The organism is Shouchella oshimensis, from assembly GCF_002019765.1.
Classification (GTDB): domain Bacteria; phylum Bacillota; class Bacilli; order Bacillales; family Bacillaceae_D; genus Shouchella; species Shouchella oshimensis.
On record NZ_KV917380.1, the window covers coordinates 885,631 to 902,715 of the forward strand.

Genomic DNA, 17,085 nt, shown 5'->3' on the forward strand with positions numbered 1-17,085 from the left:
AAGGGGGAATTTCCATGCAAAAGAAATGGTTAGTAGGAACAATGGCAGCAACAATGATGTTAGCGGCATGTACAACAGGTACGTCAAATGATGCAGAGCCAGGCGGTAATGATAATACGAATGATTCGGACGGGGGAGACAAGATTTTAATTGTGAATAATGGTGCGGAGCCAGTAAGCCTTGATCCGCAAATAGCGTTCGAATCGGTATCGAGTGCACCTCTTAACAATATTATGGAAGGGTTGATGAGATTAAATGCTGAGCACGTACCTGAAGAAGCCACTGCTGAGCGTTATGAGGTTTCTGAAGATGGCTTAACCTATACCTTCTATCTACGTGAAAATGCAAATTGGTCTAACGGTGATCCAGTTACAGCAGAAGACTTTGAGTACGCGTGGAAGCGACTAGTTGATCCAGAAACAGGGTCCCCGGCGGCATTTTTAGCAAATTTAATTGAAGGCGCCACTGAATTTTATGAAGGGGAAGGCACTGAAGAAGATGTTATGGTTACGGCGCTAGATGAAAAGACGCTAGAAGTTGTTTTGAATAGCCCGCAACAATATTTCTTAAATCTTATTACGAATCCATCCTTCTTCCCTGTCCATAAAGACACAGTTGAGGAAGACGGGTCATGGCATCAAGAAGCGAGCACGTACGTTGGGAACGGACCGTTTACTTTAACAGGCTGGGATCATAATACCGAGCTGCGAATGACTCGAAATGATCACTATTGGGATGCAGAAAGTGTTGCGCTGGATGGTGCCACATGGTTAATGTTAGAAGATCAAAATACAGCATACAGCTTATATGAGCAAGGTGGTCTGCATACGACAACACCTCCTGCCGATCTAGCTGAAGAGTTAATTGCTAGTGGGGAAGTGGATTTATATGACCAAGCAGGAACATACTTCTATCGTTTCTTAACAACAGAAGAGCCGTTTCAAAATAAAAAGATCCGTCAAGCGTTTGCAAAAGCGGTTGATCGTGAAACGATTGTGGAAAGTGTCATTCGTCAAAATCAACGACCAGCTGGAGGATTTGTTGCTTACGGTTTCCCAGAGCCATCCGGAGAGGATTTTAGAGAAGTCGGCGGAGACTTATTTGCATATGATGTTGAAGAGGCCCAACAACTTTTAAGAGAAGGAATGGAAGAGGAAGGGTACGAAACCTTGCCGAATGTAACGATTTCTTATAGCTCAGGCCCTGCAGAACATGAGCGTATTGCGGAAAGCCTCCAGCAAATGTACGCGGAAAATCTGGAGGTAGATGTGAACCTTGAAGTCGTTGAATCAAGTGTCTTTTTAGATCGTCAACGTGGATTAGAAATGCAAATGTCCCGTTCGTCGTTCATAGCTGATTATGCCGATCCTATTAATTTCTTGGAGAGTTTTATTACTGATAGTTCAATGAACAGAACAGCATGGTCAAATGAAACATATGATCAGTTGATTGCAGATTCAAAAGCGGAGGCTGATGAAGAGCGCCGATTCGAGCTTTTGCATGAAGCAGAAGCACTCGTTTTAGATGAAATGCCATTCTTTCCATTGTATTTCTACAATCAACCGGTTCTACAACATGAATCTGTATCTGGCATTGTTCGCCACCCAGTAGGGTATACAGAATTAAAATGGGCAGATTTAAACGAATAAGCTAGGGGAGGGAGCTATTGTCTCTCTCCTTCTTTCTATTTGGAGGGTCAAATGAATGAAAACCATTTATCCAAAACCGATTAAGGCAGGAGATACGATTGGCGTTATCGCGCCAGCTAGTACACCATTAATGAAGAATATTGAAAAAAGCAAACACCTGTATGAAAAAATGGGGATCTCGATTGTGACCTCTCCTCACTTAACGGACGGGTACGGCTATTTAAGTGCTGCTGATTCTCATAGAGTAAAAGCGTTAGAAGATATGTTTACAAATCAAGATATTGCAGGGATTTTCTGTGCTTGTGGTGGCTACGGTACACCGCGTATTGTCGATCAAATTGATTATCAGCTAATTGCAAAACATCCAAAAGTATTTTGGGGATACAGTGATATTACGTGCTTACACACAGCGATTCATCAAGAAACAGGTCTTGTGACCTTTCATGGTCCGATGATGAGTTCAGACTTAACAGGTGAGATTGACTCGGTAACCGAACAAGGGTTGAATCAAATTGTAAAGCCAACCCCTCTTATGTTGACGGAGCAGACAGAACCTCTTTCGATTCTGCAAAGTGGACGTGTGAGCGGCCCATTTGTCGGTGGAAATTTAACTCTGTTATCCAGCTTAGTCGGAAGTCAGTACCAGCTCAATGCAAAAGGGTCTATTCTGTTTATTGAAGAAATTGAAGAAGAGCCGTATCGTATTGATCGCATGCTGAATCAACTGAGGCTCGCAGGTATTCTTGACGATGCAAGTGGTTTTGTAATCGGCAATTTTAATAACTGTTCACCGAAAAAACGCCATCGTTCTCTAGCGTTAGATGAAGTGTTTGATCATTATTTAAATCAAGATGGAAAGCCTTGTATGAAAGGTTTCTCAATTGGTCATTGCATGCCAGTCTATTCGGTTCCTTATGGTGCTCAAGCTACATTAGATACAGAGAAGAAAATCGTATCCATTGAACCTGGTGTAAAGGAGTGAAGCGGGATGAATATAGAATGTGTAAGTGTACCAGTTTCAACTGTATGGACGACGAAAGCGTCACCTCGCTCCATTGATTCTCTTATGACACGAGAACCCTATCAATTAGAACGTTATTTAGAAAAAATGACTTATGACGACCGTCTCCAGCTTTGCTCGAACGACCTTGCGCAAACACAGCTTCTTTTTAATGAATCTGTTTATGTAGTTCAAGAAGTAGATGGTTGGAAAGAAATTCTCATTCCAAGTCAGCCAACAAGTAAAAACGAAGACGGATATCCAGGCTGGGTACCAAGCCATCATCTTGTAGTAGCCCATCCTAACGAACAATCGACAGTTCGAGCAATCATTGTCGAACAAACGGCGTGGCTCTTTACTAAAGAAAAGAAAGCATGGCTACAAGTGAGCTATGGAACAGAGCTAACTGTTTTGGATGAATTGAACGACTGGATTAAAGTAGAAACACCCCTTGGCCATGCCTTAGTAAAACGAAAGAATGTTCAATTTTCATTCAAGAAAAATAATGGGCAATCTATGGTAGCAGAAGCACGACGCTTTCTAGGTTTGCCATACTTATGGGCAGGAATGAGTGGTTTTGGTTTTGACTGCTCTGGTTTTGTTTATCGCCTTCATCAAATATGTGGGATAACGATTCCTCGAGATGCTTCCAATCAATTTCGATCAGGAGACATTATAGCTGAACAAGATATGAAGGGAGGAGATCTTCTTTATTTTGCCTATGAAGAAGGGAAAGGTAGGGTTCATCATGTTGCCATGTATGCAGGGAATGGCAACATCATTCATGCGCCAAAAACCGGGAAGGTAGTGGAAGAGATACCATTAACCGATACGGTTTACGAGAAAGAGTGGTGCGGTGTGAGGCGTTTTTTAAATTCTTCACTATGGGAGATGAAGACAACATGATGACTGAAGATGTAATGGTAGAAGTGAAGAATGTAAAGAAATATTTTCAATTAAAAAAGAACAAAACGCTTAAAGCAGTAGATGGTGTATCCTTTGCCATAAAAAAAGGGGAAATGTTTGGATTAGTAGGAGAATCGGGTTGTGGAAAATCAACGCTTGGGCGAACAATGTTACGTCTCTATCAACCTAGTTCAGGGAGCATACTCTTTAAAAGCCAAGATATTCACCATGCATCTGCATTACAAAAGAAAGAACTTGATCAACGTATGCAGATGATTTTTCAAGATCCATATGCATCGTTAAATCCTCGTTCCATGGTAATGGATATCATTGCAGAAGGTTTAGATGTACACGGGCGCTTAAAAGGGAAACAAAGAAAGGAAAGAGTTTTTGAACTTCTGGAAACAGTCGGTTTGAGCAAAGAGCATGCAAATCGTTATCCCCACGAATTTAGTGGAGGACAGCGGCAGCGTATCGGCATCGCTAGAGCACTTGCGCTAAACCCCGAATTTATTGTTGCGGATGAACCAATCTCTGCATTGGATGTTTCTATTCAGGCGCAAGTCGTAAATCTATTACAAAAGCTTCAACGAGAACAAGGCTTGACGTTTTTGTTTATTGCTCACGATCTATCAATGGTGAGGCATATTAGTGATCGAATTGGAGTGATGTACTTAGGTAAGCTCGTTGAATTAACAACCAGTGAGCAACTGTATAAAACACCCCTACATCCTTATACAGAGGCATTGCTGTCAGCAATCCCTATTCCTGACCCTGATCTGGAAGACAAGCGTGAAACCATCTTACTAGAAGGAGAGATTCCTAGTCCAATTTCTCCACCAAGTGGCTGTGTATTCCGAACGAGATGTCCCAAGGTAATGGAAAAATGTGCTATTATGGAACCAGAGATGAAGGAATATAAGCCTGGTCATTATGCTGCTTGTCATTTACACGATGAAGTAGAAAGTAGAGGGAAGGAAGAAGCTGCTGTGACAGGAGATTAGTCTGAGGGGAGTCAAGGAAATGAGACGAGCCATTCCTACTTTTGGATTGCTTCTGCTACTAATGAGTGGTTGTCAGGCAGAAGTGGAAGCGACTGAGAAAGATGTATTGTTCTTAGGAGAGATGAAACAGCGAGAGGTGGGTGAGCGTTCAGCTCATTCAAATCGTTTTCATTTGACTACGACGATAAGTGCAGTCGGGGATGTGCTGATACATGATCGTGTGTATGAGGACGCAAGGGTTGAGGGGGGATTTGATTTTTTACCCATGCTGACTAATGTTGCCCCATACTTACAAGCGGCAGATGTGACCATTGCGAATATAGAGACCATGATTGGTGGTGAAGCCCTTGGTCTGTCAGGCTACCCTGCTTTTAACTCGCCGTTCGAAGTGGGTGATGCGTTGAAAGAAGCTGGTGTTAACGTTGTAACGTTAGCGAATAATCATACTCTTGACCGCGGTCCTCAATCGATCATGAATGCCTTAGATTATTGGGATGAACTAAATATGCCGTATACAGGAGCCTTTCGAAATAAAGAAGATGCTACCGAATTACGTATTATTGAGAGTCAAGGTATCTCTATTGCGATACTAAGCTATACATATGGAACAAACGGCATCCCGGTACCAGACGGAAGGGATTATTTAGTGAACCTTTCAGAGTCATCGTTTATGGCAGAGCAAATCAGGGAAGCAGATAAAGAAGCTGATGCGGTGATTGTTGCCCTGCATGCTGGCGAAGAGTACGTTGATTTACCGAATCAACAACAACGTGACTGGGTACAAGTAGCCGCAGATAGTGGTGCTACTGCTGTCATTGGTCATCATCCTCATGTACTCCAACCAAGTGAATGGGTAGAAGGCAAGCATGACCACGATATGCTTGCGGTTTATTCACTCGGCAATTTTCTTTCGGGTCAGTATGATCATTCAAGGCGCGTAGGAGGTATTTTTACTTTTGATTTGCAGAAATCTACTGGTGAAAAGGCGCAAGCTATTAATCCTTCCTTCATGCCAACCTATGTTCAATTCGATGAAGGTGACAAACATTATCGAGTGACTCCAATGAAAGATTTAACGGATGCTGAGTTGCCAGAATTAGAAAAACATCTTAACGACGTTGAAGCACATATGAGTCAGTGGTTACCAGAATTAATTGTTACTAAAGAATAGGAGTACATCGTCATGTTCAGAGTCATTGGACTTTATTTGATTTCATTTTTGTTTTTTTTAGCTGGGGTTGGGCATTTTGTTATGGATGGCTTTTTTATTGAAGCAATGCCAGAATGGGTACCATTTCGACCTTTTATTGTCTATGTATCAGGGATTGTTGAAATCGCTCTCGCTATTTTCCTTCTCTACAAACCAACTCGTTCTAGAGCGGGTATTTGGACAACGCTCTTCTTGTTACTTGTTTTTCCAGTAAACGTCTATATGGCGCTCTTCCCTGCTCAATATGATGTACCAGCCTATGCACTGTGGCTTCGGTTGCCACTACAGTTTGTCCTTATTTGGTGGGTTCTTAAAGTAACAAAGCCATAAAAAAATTCAAGCGACACGCGCTTGAATTTTTTTTATTGTTCATTTGTCTGTGGGAATAGTTGATCTAGATGCTTGATATGATTAGATCCCCAGCTGTGCATAGCATCAAGGAGGGGTTTTAAACTTTCTCCGTAAGGCGTCATCGAATACTCAACTTTTGGAGGGATTTGAGGATAAACTTGTCGTTGGATAATATCGTTTTGTTCTAGCTCACGCAATTGGGATGTGAGCATTTTTTGTGTAATGCCGGGGATAGATCGTTTTAATTCGTTAAAGCGCATCACATCATGATTTATTAATTGAAATAAGATTTTATGCTTCCATTTTCCCACTAAGATTTCGAGCGCTGTATCGACTTGACAGGATGATTCCATTTAATCCACCTCGCAATAAAGTATCTTTTTATATACTATAGTACAAATTAGTGCGTACTTCCAATTATTGAATCGCCATTATACAATTTCTATATAGAATTAGTATATGAAGGAGGCGTTTTTACATGTATGAACATGTAACATTAGGTGAAGTGATCTTAACCGTAACGAATGTCAATGAGTCAGTTTCCTTTTATAAGGATATTATTGGGTTTACGCATATTGAATTAAGCGAAAAAGAAGCAAAAATGTTTTCAAATGAAGGGAAGCTTCTTCTTACATTAAGAGAGAATAGAGAAGCAAAAAAGAATCCTGGTCAGTTATATGTAGGGCTTTACCATATTGCGTTATTATACCCAGATCGTGCATCTCTTGGCACACAAATCAAACACTTACTTGCTCATAACATTGAAATGGGTGGTGCTGATCACATTGTCAGTGAAGCGGTCTATATTCATGATCCAGATGGAAATGGAATTGAGCTTTACCGTGATCGACCACGAACGAATTGGTCATATGAAGAGAATGGTATGATTGTTATGGACACAAAACCTCTAGACGTAACGGGGTTGCTTGCAGTAGCTGGTGAATGGAACGGTATGCCCAATGGGTTGACGATGGGGCATATTCATACTCATGTGAAAAACCTGGCTGATATAGAGGCTTTCTATAAGGACATTCTTCAATTCGATGTGATGACGTACTTTGGACAGCAAGCGTTGTTTATGTCAGGGGCAGGCTACCATCATCATTTTGGCTTTAATACGTGGGTAAGAAACAAAGAAAAGCCAAAAGAAGCGTTCGTAGGCATGGAACAGTACACCATTCATGTAAATAATGAAGAGACATTTAACAAGGTACGGAACAGAGCCAATAAAAACATTGTCGATCAAGGGGAAGCATGGTTTATCGTTCAAGATCCTTCTGAGATGTACATTAAGTTTAAGAGTCATTCATAATAGGCAGTTTCCTTGAGGAAATAACCGCTACTCTGTAAACTTAATTGTAACCATTTGTTGAAAGGGGAAGTGAAATGACTACCTTTTTTGAGGCTATTCAAACTAGACATTCGTATGAAAATGTGGCGGCGGACGCAGTCGTCTCAAAAGAGCGTCTTGTTACTGTTCTTGAGCATGTCGTGACGTATGTCCCAACGCCCTTTAACATTCAGTCTGGTAAATTGCTCCTACTTTTAGGAGAGAAGCATCGGCAATTTTGGACGGATGCTACGAAGATGAAAGAGGAGTCTACAGATACATTTGATTACTTGCCACAGCATAAAGCTGGTTTTGGAACGGTTCTTTTCTTTGAAGATCAACAAGTCATTACCGACGCAAAAAAACAATATCCAAAAAAACTTGATTACTTCTCATCATGGTCAGATCATTCATCAGGGATGCTCCAAATAGCCGCTTGGAATGCATTACAGGTAGAAGGATTTGGTGGCAATTTATATCATTATCCAATGCTAACGAGTTTGGAAGAGAAAGAAAAGTGGGGTGTACCTGAAGGGTGGCAACTAAAAGCACAGCTGCCGTTTGGAAAACCAAATGGCGCCCCTTTAGAGGAAATCGAACTGGATTCCGACAAAATCATGGTTGTATATGGAAATAAATAAAACCGGAACAACGCTGTTCCGGTTTTATTTCTGGAGTTTTTCTTCTTTTAATGTAGGATAGATTTTCGTAGGTTCAGTGACACGATCATCAGTCACGTGTACTTGAATCATACGGTTATGCTTCATGAATTTGAAGATACCGTTGTTAAAATCCGTACCTGTTTCTTTAAAGAAAATACCCTCGTACTTCGCTTTATTTGTATGGGAGAACATAATGGCATAGCCTTCCTCATCTTCAACAAGATAAGCACGACAGCCCTTCTCAAAATGACCTTCAAGTCCTTTAATGGCACGATCACACGAAACAACGTGGAAATCAACAAATGGAATCTCTCTTAAAAGAACATTCATAAACGATCCTTTTGTAATTTCTTCCCATCTGCTTTTAGCCGTTTGACCGATAATAATTTGCGTAATGTGGTGCTCTCTGGCAACTTCTGCGATTACTTTAACAGCTGGTTTCTTTTCATTGTCTCGAACAATAAATTCTTCAGCATCGTATTCTTCAGAAAGTTCTTTCCAGCGATCAACATATGCTGATTTCTCAGCATCCAATTCATCATAAGGAAGTGCATCAACAGTTAAAACATAAAGTGGGCAATCAAGCATAGTAGCAATTTTTGCACCTCGTTTAATTAGACGCTCTCCGTTTGGACCATAATAGACGCAAACTAAAATGCTCTCATCCATACGTCCTTTTGCTTTTTTCATGAAAGAGTTCACCTCAGCTTAATAGTATAAATCTAAGAACAAAGAAATTGTGTATGTGACGTATTCCCACACTCCCCCAGTTGCCCTTAGCGACTGAGGCTTTGAAACCAAATAATTATATAACGCTGTACAAAAAATATCAATCCATATCTTTAAATAAATGAAAGTTTTTTTACTCTATAGTAAATGCACAAAAAACCAATTTGACTGGACGCTTGAAAATGTGACGATTTGGACACAACTAGTGAAAGCGAAGGCATATTCAATGCATGTTAACTAAAAATAGTATATACTTTTCTTTAGAAAGTAATCATTTAATTAGGCATGTAATCGATTCCCTTCAATAAAAACCTTCCAATTAACCATGATAGATGTGCAAGAATCTAGGCTATATCCATTATAGTTAGGCGCGCAGTGAGGTTCGTGATGCTGCGCGATTTTGGCTTGTCGTACCGTTTTCCATAAGCCATTGACCCCATCATACACCCATAATATAAGTAGCACAAGTTTTGGTTAGCTTCGTTTTCTAAGGGTAAACTTGTAAGGAATTTATAGCGATATGTATGTTCCATAGATGATTCAAAGTTCGTGCAGAGGAGGTTTTTTTGTACATGTTAAATCTTGCAATTGTTTCGCCTTTTATTATAGCGCTTATTGTGCCGTTATTGTATAAATCACTAAAGCGTGTACATACAGGCTGGTTTGTTTTGATTGTACCGATTGTACTCTTTCTTTATCTTGTTCAGTTTATTCCAAGTGTTGCTAGTGGAGAGGTATATATTTATGAAGTTCCCTGGATTCCGTCACTTGGCATAAATTTCACTGCTTATCTTGATGGGTTGAGCTTAATATTAGCCTTACTCATTACAGGAGTAGGAAGCCTTGTTATTCTTTATTCCATTTATTATTTGTCAAAGGAACGAGAATCTTTAGGCCATTTTTACGTTTACCTTCTTATGTTTATGGGTGCAATGTTAGGTGTTGTCTTTTCAGATAACTTAATGGTTCTTTATTTATTCTGGGAATTAACGAGCATCTCATCCTTTCTATTAATTGCTTATTGGTACCACAGACGTCAATCTCGCTATGGGGCACAGAAATCCATGTTAATCACGGTTACTGGCGGGATAGGGATGTTGGCTGGTTTCATCATGTTGTCAACGATGATGGACACGTTCAGTATTCGTGAAATCATCGCGAATGTAGCAGGGTATACGGATCACGCGCTCTTTATTCCTGCTATGCTACTCGTGCTATTAGGAGCATTTACGAAATCAGCACAGTTTCCGTTTCATATTTGGTTACCGGATGCGATGGAAGCGCCGACGCCTGTTAGTGCGTACTTACATTCAGCAACGATGGTAAAGGCTGGTATCTATTTAGTGGCTCGTTTTACACCGGTATTTGGTGGGGATGCTGTATGGTTTTGGGTCGTCAGCCTTGTCGGTATGATGACATTGTTTTGGGGTTCCTTTAATGCGGTACGTCAAACAGATCTTAAAGCCCTTCTTGCCTATTCGACGATTAGTCAACTTGGTTTAATTATGAGTTTACTAGGCATTGGATCAGCGGCTCTTTACTTCGATGCAGCAAATGCAGCATCAGCCATGTATTCTATCGCTATTTTTACAGCGCTGTTTCATTTAGTCAATCACTCAACGTTTAAAGGTGCGCTCTTTATGGTTGTTGGAATTGTCGACCACGAAACAGGGACACGTGATATTCGTAAGCTGGGTGGACTTATGACGATTATGCCAGTTACGTTTACGTTAGCCGTTGTTGGTAGTTTTGCAATGGCAGGTTTGCCCCCATTTAATGGATTCTTAAGTAAAGAAATGTTTTTCACTGCAGTTCTTGATGTAACACAACTCTCGTTCTTCTCCATTGATACATGGGGGATGCTGTTTCCAATTGTCGCTTGGATCGCAAGTGTATTCACCTTTGTCTATAGCATGATTCTTGTGTTCAAAACTTTTCTTGGAAAGCATCAACCAGAAAAACTTGAAAAAACAGCGCATGAAGCGCCAATTGGTATGCTGATTTCGCCCGTTATTTTAGCAAGCTTGGTCATTGTGTTCTTTTTCTTCCCGAACCTTTTAGGAGAATACCTAATTAAACCGGGTTATGCAGCAGTCATGCCAACCTTTGTTGGGGTAGAGGGATACGACACACAATTTAATATATCTGCATGGCACGGCTTTAATACTGAATTGTTAATGACGTTAGGTGTTGTTGGTTTCGGAGTTGTGCTCTATCAACTGTGGCCGAAGTGGGAAGGAGTCTATGCTCTTTTTCCTAGAAAATGGACACTTGATAATTTATACAACCGTTCGTTGCTAACACTTGAAAACCAATCCACTAATTTTACAAACCGATACATGACTGGAAACATGTACCATTACATGGTGTATATTTTTATCGCCATTCTTGTCATCGTTACAGGCGTTGTCGCTCACACAGGTGCCATTTCCATTGATTCGTCTAATGATGCACCAATTAGTATTTACGAAGGGTTTATCGCTGCCGTTATGGCTGTTACAGCTCTGTCTATTCCATTTGCAAAATCAAGATTAACAGCAATTTTGTTAAATGGCGTATTAGGATACTTGCTTGCACTATTCTTTGTCTTTTTCCGGGCACCAGATTTAGCATTGACACAGCTCGTTGTTGAAACTGTTTCAGCAGCATTATTCCTGTTATGCTTCTATTTTTTACCGGAATGGGAAAAAGAAGCGCGCAAACCACGAATTAAAGTGATGAATGCTATCATTGCTGTTTCTGTTGGAACGCTTGTTACATTATTAGCTTTATCGGTTCAAAACAATCGATTTTTCGATTCCATTTCATCGTTTTATGAAAACGCGTATGAGCTTGCTGGAGCTCAAAATATTGTGAACGCGATTTTAGGTGACTTTAGAGCCTTTGATACGATGTTAGAGGTTGTAGTACTCCTTATTGCTGGTCTCGGTGTGTACGTGTTAATAAAATTGAAACCGAAAAAAGAGGAGAGGGGGCAGGACGTTGAAGGCGAATGATGTCATCCTTCAAACCGTTTCTAAAGTAGCGGTGTTTATTATTTTGACGTACGGTGTGCACTTGTTTCTTGCAGGTCACTATGAACCAGGTGGTGGCTTTGTTGGCGGGTTAGTTCTTGCCTCAGCGTTTGTCTTACTGCTACTCTCGTTCGATATTGACACGGTTCGAAAAGGAATGCCAATTGATTTTAAATTACTAGCAGCAGTAGGGGCATTTTTGTCAGTAGGTACAGGTCTAGCTGCACTTGCATTCGGTGTCCCGTTCTTAAGTCAAACCGAAGTATCTGCTACTTTACCTATTTTAGGAGAAATTCCACTTGCTTCAGTTGTATTGTTCGAAGCAGGAGTGGCATTTGCTGTTATCGGAACCGTAGTTACAATCATTATTAGTATAAGTGAGGATGTATAACTTATGGAAACAATGATGTCGATTTTAGTTGGTATCTTAGTCACTGTTGCCACGTATTTAATCCTTTCTAAAAGTTTACTACGTGTTATTTTAGGAACGGCGATTATGTCACACGCGGTTCACATGCTTATTCTTGTTATGGGTGGGTTTTCGAGAGATTCTAGTGCGCCTTTACTTGGTGAAGATGCAGCTTCTTATACGGATGCGTTGCCACAAGCACTTATTTTGACAGCGATTGTTATTAGCTTTGGTGTAACAGCATTCTTTCTCGTGTTAGCCTATCGAACCTATAAAGAATTAAAAACTGATGATCTTACAAAATTGAGGGGACATGATAATGATGAGTAATTTATTAGTAATCCCAATGGTCCTCCCATTAATTGTTGGAATCATATTGATCTTCCTACGCCCATTTGTTAGGACTCAAAGAGTGATTAGCTTTCTAACGATGGTTTTAACATTCGGTGTCTCCACCTATCTATTAGTGGAAGTACAGCGAAATGGTATTCAAACCCTTGATTTCGGGGGCTGGGATGCTCCGTATGGTATTACATTTGTAGGGGATAGTTTTTCTTTACTATTAACAGCAACAGCTTATTTTATTGCAGCCACTGTGTTAATCTATGTGTTTGCGACGATTGGTGAAGAGAAAGAAAAAATGTTTGTTTATCCATTAATTCTCTTACTTTTAGCCGGTGTTGCATGTTCATTTTTAACTGGAGATTTGTTCAATCTATACGTAGGTTTTGAAGTCATGTTATTAGCGTCATATGCATTAATTGTTCTTGGCGGGGAAAAAGGACAATTAAGGGAATCCATCAAATATGTGCTCGTAAATGTATTTTCTTCTTTTGTATTCCTTATAGCGATTGCTTTCTTATATGGTACGTTAGGAACTCTTAATTTTGCCCAGCTTTCACTTCGAGTGGCAGAAGCAGGACAACCTGCACTTCTAACAACGATTGCCATTGTTCTTCTGCTTGTATTCAGTCTCAAAGCAGGCTTGCTATTATATTTCTGGCTACCGGGTTCGTATGGTGCGCCACCGATGGGCATTGCTGCTTTATTCGGCGCTCTTCTAACAAAAGTAGGCATTTATGCGTTGTTCCGTGTATTTACCCTGTTGTTCTACCATGAGCCTGATATTACGCACACGTTAATTGGCATAATGGCTATTTTGACAATGATTGGAGGTTCAATCGGTGCCATAGCCTATAATGATCTAAGAAAAATCATTGCTTATAATGTTGTCATAGCAGTTGGTTTTATTTTGAGTGGACTAGCGATTGCCAATCAAGCCGCTATCGAAGGATCTATCTTCTATCTTGTTCACGACATGATCGTTAAGGCGCTATTATTCCTGTTAATTGGTGCTACCATTTATTTATCAAATGTTGGTAGGCTCGATCGCGTTAGTGGTATGATACGCAACTACCCACTTCTTGGTTGGATGTTCTTTATTACAATGATATCACTCGCTGGTATTCCACCATTAAGTGGCTTTATTGGTAAAGTGTATGTTGCTCAAGGAGCAATTGAATCTGGTGCTTATGTTTTACTTGCTTTCACACTCATTTCGAGTATCTTTGTTCTTTATTCGCTACTGCGCATCTTCAGAGCTGTTTTCTTTGGTGAATCGACAATTAGTAAAGAAGATATGCTTCCAATGAAGAAAGCCATGATGATCCCGAGTATCATTTTTGTGGCTGCTTCCTTTGCTTTAGGTTTTGGAGTTGAAGGAATTGCTGGAGTGGTAAGTGATGCTGCTGAAACGTTAATGAACCCGACGATCTATATAGAAGCAGTTCTAAATCAAGGAGGCGCTTAAATGAGTTTGTTTCTAAGTAAAAGAGGGGGTATGGATGGATGTTTGGCCAACTCTTATTAAATATTTTAATTGCCTTCTTGTGGGTCTTGCTACAAGATGAAGATACATTCGAATTTTCGACGTTCTTTGGCGGTTTTCTAATCGGTCTTGGGATTATTTATGTCATGAGAAGGTTCTTCTTTAAAGAATTCTATTTGAAACGTGCATATTCAGCATTTAAATTACTTTTGATCTTTAATCGTGAACTGATTAGTTCGAGTATGTTAATTATTCGTCAAATCCTTTCACCGAAATTAAAGGTAACGCCAGGTATTTTCACATATGAGACAAAGTTAAAAGGAGACTGGGAAATTACCGCTCTTTCGCTTTTATTAATGCTTACACCTGGTTCAGTAGTTATTGAGATATCGCCATCAAATAACGTTTTCTACATCCATGCAATGGACGTTCCAGAATCAAAAAATGCTGTTTTGAGGGCATTGACCAAGTTTGAAAAAGCAATTATGGAGGTGACGCGTTAATGTTTCAAGTCCTATTAATTATTGCTTTGTTCCTTTTCGCTACAGCGATAGGTATTGCAGCATTTCGCATCATCAAAGGTCCAAGTATGCCAGATCGGGTTGTCGCTCTTGATGCCATCGGAGTAAACCTTATTTCAGTTGCTGCTGTTGTTTCAATTGTCTTAAATACACGAGCTTTTTTGGAAGTCATCTTGATTATTGGGATATTAGCGTTTATTAGTACCATTGCTTTCTCTAAGTTTATTGAGAGGGGGGTCATCATTGAACGCAAGCGCGACAGGTGAAGCGATCGGGGCCATTTTAATACTCGCTGGAGCGATTATGGCTGTTATTAGTGCAGTAGGTATTATTCGCCTTCCTGATGTATACACAAGGTCCCACGCAGGAACAAAAAGTGCGACATTAGCTGTGTTATTAACCTTAACCGGTACTTTCTTTTATTTTTGGTTAACGGATCAATATATCAGTATTCGATTAATTTTAGGGATTGTTTTTGTCTTTTTAACAGCACCAGTAGCAGGTCATTTAATTGCGCGAGCTGCATATCGCTCGAAAGTACCTCTAACAGAAACAAGTGTTGAAGACGAATTAAAAGACGCATTAGAGCAAAAAGATTATCATGACCCTACTAAAGGTCAAGAAGAGCAAAAAGAAGAAGGCTAGCGGCCTTCTTCTTTTTTGTCATGCCAGTAAGGGGTTAGATTGTAGTGCTCAAATATGGCTTGCTCTGTCCCTAGAGTAATGGTTTGATCAGTTGGGTGTTCTTCGGCTGATTCAATCTTATCTTTCTCAAGATCGATAATAAGGCTTTTATCAAACCATGCTACTTCTTTTATCGTCTGAACGGGAACGATAACAGGTTCTTTTTGCATAAACCCTCCAGTATCAATTACGATGTAGCGTACGCTCCAATTTCCACTTTCAATGGTTTGGTTATAATGGAGAACAAAATCCATGACTTTTCCTACTTGACCGCCTTTAGCGTGAACGTGATAGCCTTTTAGTTCGTCGAGGCTAAAAAGATGAACGTTTTCTTGCTGGTTCCGCTCGAGTTCTTGTTCCTCTGAACCGGTACGAACGGCATTCTTTGTCCCTTCGATATTTTGGTTATCAGATGGTACAAATACGGGTGGCACAAGTGGAGCTCCTGCAGCAGTATGGGTTCCGTAGCCAGCTGCAACTGGATGAGCTGGGACGGCCCAATAAGTTGGCCAGCCATAGTGGTCACTTAATTCACGTTCGTACTGGCGATGGATAGGAGCAGTTTCATCAGGCTTAGGGCTATTTTTAATTTGTTCCTTTGTGGCATCGATGCTAATCTGTTTTTTTTCTTCGTCAATGGTTGTAAACGCATCCACATTTAAAAGAACTTTTCCACCGAAAAACCAGGTGCGAGTGTCACCGACAAAATAGCGAACATGTAAGGTATTGGAATCAATATAATAGTCGTCAAGCTGACCAAGTTCACCATCGGTAGCGTTCATCGTAAACGTACTTAATTTCTTTGCATGAATTAACATGTTCATACCTCCAGTATTGTAGTACTATTGCTATAACCGTTTTCAGAAAAGTAAAACCAGGACTTTTATAGTTTTGTTTTCAATAAAGGAAGGAATAACCTGAGTAGGAGGGATACACATGAAGGTTGCAGCAGTAACAGGAGCAAATTCTGGTATGGGCAAAAGTGTTGCGCTCGTTTTAGCGAATAGTGGGATGCACGTTGTGATGCTCTGTCGAAATGAAAAGCGAGGAAAAGAAGCGCTGTCTTATATAGAACAACATAAAAAAAATGGCAGTGTCGAACTACAACTATGCGATCTCGGTTCATTAAGTAGTGTCAAGCAAGCAGCTGAAGCACTAAAGCAGAAGCATTCTACAATTGACGTACTTATTAATAATGCGGGGGTTGTCTGTCCTAAGCGTCAGGAAACGGAAGATGGCTTTGAAATGCAAATGGGTGTAAATCATTTAGGTCACTTTTTGCTAACGAATCTTCTGCTAGACCACATTAAGCAGTCAAAAGATGGTCGCATTATTGTTGTATCTTCTGGTGCACATGAATGGGCTCATTTCTATGAAAAGGATCCTCATTTACACGAAGGATACAATGTTGCAAAAGGATATGGGCAATCGAAGCTTTGTAACTTATTGTTTGTAAATGAATTAAAAGAAAGGGTAGCAGGAACCAATGTTTCGGTATTCGCTATGCATCCAGGTGCTGTTTCAACGAATTTAGGAGTTGATCGTGGGTCAGGTTTCGGTAAAGCGATCCATACATTACTTCGTCCATTCTTTTTAACACCTAGAGAAGGGGCTGATACGATGATTTATTTGGCTTTATCAGATAGAGTAAAAAAGGATGCGGGAAACTACTTTATTAAAAGAAAGGTGTCAAAACCCGCAAGAACAGCATTGAGTCGAGAAGTGACGTTAAAGTGCTGGAGCTGGAGTGAGAAACAGACAGGTTTACATCAGTTGTGAGGACGGCTT

The 17,085-nt window shown here is 40.3% G+C and carries 19 protein-coding genes; 16 read left to right on the plus strand and 3 right to left on the minus strand.

What is annotated here, in order from left to right; translation table 11 throughout:
- Nucleotides 1-14 precede the first annotated feature (14 nt).
- The 6 genes from BK583_RS04250 to BK583_RS04275 are packed head-to-tail and all read left to right on the plus strand — an operon-like array spanning nucleotide 15 to nucleotide 6,099.
- Nucleotides 15-1,649, plus strand: a complete 1,635-nt coding sequence (locus tag BK583_RS04250; RefSeq protein ID WP_038483138.1) for a peptide ABC transporter substrate-binding protein — start codon at nucleotides 15-17, stop codon at nucleotides 1,647-1,649.
- A 55-nt stretch (nucleotides 1,650-1,704) separates the two neighbouring features.
- Nucleotides 1,705-2,631, plus strand: coding sequence for a S66 peptidase family protein (locus BK583_RS04255; RefSeq protein ID WP_038483135.1), 927 nt, complete (start codon nucleotides 1,705-1,707; stop codon nucleotides 2,629-2,631).
- A 6-nt stretch (nucleotides 2,632-2,637) separates the two neighbouring features.
- A complete protein-coding gene (locus BK583_RS04260; protein ID WP_055736891.1) occupies nucleotides 2,638-3,555 on the plus strand; it encodes a C40 family peptidase in 918 nt (305 codons plus the stop codon).
- A complete protein-coding gene (locus BK583_RS04265) occupies nucleotides 3,555-4,559 on the plus strand; it encodes an ABC transporter ATP-binding protein (protein ID WP_055736920.1) in 1,005 nt (334 codons plus the stop codon). The genes BK583_RS04260 and BK583_RS04265 overlap by 1 nt, the downstream gene beginning before the upstream one ends.
- 19 nt (nucleotides 4,560-4,578) lie before the next feature.
- Nucleotides 4,579-5,730 carry a CapA family protein gene (locus tag BK583_RS04270; RefSeq protein ID WP_055736892.1) on the plus strand — a complete coding sequence of 384 codons (1,152 nt, stop codon included), beginning with the start codon at nucleotides 4,579-4,581 and terminating at the stop codon, nucleotides 5,728-5,730.
- 12 nt (nucleotides 5,731-5,742) lie between these two features.
- Nucleotides 5,743-6,099 carry a DoxX family protein gene (locus tag BK583_RS04275; protein WP_055736893.1) on the plus strand — a complete coding sequence of 119 codons (357 nt, stop codon included), beginning with the start codon at nucleotides 5,743-5,745 and terminating at the stop codon, nucleotides 6,097-6,099.
- 32 nt (nucleotides 6,100-6,131) lie between these two features.
- On the opposite strand, the gene BK583_RS04280 is transcribed toward BK583_RS04275, so the two are convergent.
- On the minus strand, nucleotides 6,132-6,473 hold the full coding sequence (locus tag BK583_RS04280) for a winged helix-turn-helix transcriptional regulator (protein ID WP_038483126.1): 342 nt from the start codon (nucleotides 6,471-6,473) through the stop codon (nucleotides 6,132-6,134).
- Between the two features lie 125 nt (nucleotides 6,474-6,598).
- On the opposite strand from BK583_RS04280, the gene BK583_RS04285 reads away from it, so the two are divergent.
- A complete protein-coding gene (locus BK583_RS04285) occupies nucleotides 6,599-7,432 on the plus strand; it encodes a VOC family protein (RefSeq protein ID WP_055736894.1) in 834 nt (277 codons plus the stop codon).
- Nucleotides 7,433-7,506: 74 nt separating this feature from the next.
- Nucleotides 7,507-8,091, plus strand: coding sequence for a nitroreductase family protein (locus BK583_RS04290; protein ID WP_055736895.1), 585 nt, complete (start codon nucleotides 7,507-7,509; stop codon nucleotides 8,089-8,091).
- A 24-nt stretch (nucleotides 8,092-8,115) separates the two neighbouring features.
- Here BK583_RS04290 and BK583_RS04295 read toward each other — a convergent pair whose 3' ends face one another.
- Nucleotides 8,116-8,802 (minus strand): universal stress protein, encoded by a 687-nt coding sequence (locus tag BK583_RS04295; protein WP_035394715.1) that lies wholly within the window; start codon nucleotides 8,800-8,802, stop codon nucleotides 8,116-8,118.
- Nucleotides 8,803-9,413: 611 nt separating this feature from the next.
- Here BK583_RS04295 and BK583_RS04300 point away from each other — a divergent pair.
- Genes BK583_RS04300 through BK583_RS04330 form a run of 7 tightly spaced genes read left to right on the plus strand, consistent with a single transcriptional unit; the run spans nucleotide 9,414 to nucleotide 15,258 of the window.
- Entirely contained in the window at nucleotides 9,414-11,837 is a 2,424-nt protein-coding gene (locus BK583_RS04300) for a Na+/H+ antiporter subunit A (protein WP_055736896.1), read from the plus strand.
- Entirely contained in the window at nucleotides 11,824-12,246 is a 423-nt protein-coding gene (locus tag BK583_RS04305) for a Na(+)/H(+) antiporter subunit B (RefSeq protein ID WP_038483116.1), read from the plus strand. Before BK583_RS04300 ends, BK583_RS04305 begins: the two co-directional genes overlap by 14 nt.
- A gap of 3 nt (nucleotides 12,247-12,249) precedes the next feature.
- On the plus strand, nucleotides 12,250-12,594 hold the full coding sequence (locus tag BK583_RS04310; protein ID WP_038483113.1) for a Na(+)/H(+) antiporter subunit C: 345 nt from the start codon (nucleotides 12,250-12,252) through the stop codon (nucleotides 12,592-12,594).
- A complete protein-coding gene (locus BK583_RS04315; RefSeq protein WP_055736921.1) occupies nucleotides 12,587-14,074 on the plus strand; it encodes a Na+/H+ antiporter subunit D in 1,488 nt (495 codons plus the stop codon). The genes BK583_RS04310 and BK583_RS04315 overlap by 8 nt, the downstream gene beginning before the upstream one ends.
- A 38-nt stretch (nucleotides 14,075-14,112) precedes the next feature.
- The gene (locus BK583_RS04320; protein WP_055736897.1) at nucleotides 14,113-14,595 is read left to right on the plus strand and encodes a Na+/H+ antiporter subunit E; all 483 of its coding nucleotides are present in this window, start codon (nucleotides 14,113-14,115) and stop codon (nucleotides 14,593-14,595) included.
- Nucleotides 14,595-14,879, plus strand: coding sequence for a Na(+)/H(+) antiporter subunit F1 (locus tag BK583_RS04325; RefSeq protein ID WP_038483107.1), 285 nt, complete (start codon nucleotides 14,595-14,597; stop codon nucleotides 14,877-14,879). The genes BK583_RS04320 and BK583_RS04325 overlap by 1 nt, the downstream gene beginning before the upstream one ends.
- Nucleotides 14,857-15,258 (plus strand): Na+/H+ antiporter subunit G, encoded by a 402-nt coding sequence (locus BK583_RS04330; protein WP_055736898.1) that lies wholly within the window; start codon nucleotides 14,857-14,859, stop codon nucleotides 15,256-15,258. Before BK583_RS04325 ends, BK583_RS04330 begins: the two co-directional genes overlap by 23 nt.
- Here BK583_RS04330 and BK583_RS04335 read toward each other — a convergent pair.
- The gene (locus tag BK583_RS04335) at nucleotides 15,255-16,115 is read right to left on the minus strand and encodes a PRC-barrel domain-containing protein (protein ID WP_051667625.1); all 861 of its coding nucleotides are present in this window, start codon (nucleotides 16,113-16,115) and stop codon (nucleotides 15,255-15,257) included. The genes BK583_RS04330 and BK583_RS04335 overlap by 4 nt on opposite strands.
- 118 nt (nucleotides 16,116-16,233) lie before the next feature.
- On the opposite strand from BK583_RS04335, the gene BK583_RS04340 reads away from it, so the two are divergent.
- Nucleotides 16,234-17,076, plus strand: coding sequence for an SDR family oxidoreductase (locus BK583_RS04340; protein WP_055736899.1), 843 nt, complete (start codon nucleotides 16,234-16,236; stop codon nucleotides 17,074-17,076).
- The last annotated feature ends 9 nt before the right edge of the window (nucleotides 17,077-17,085 follow it).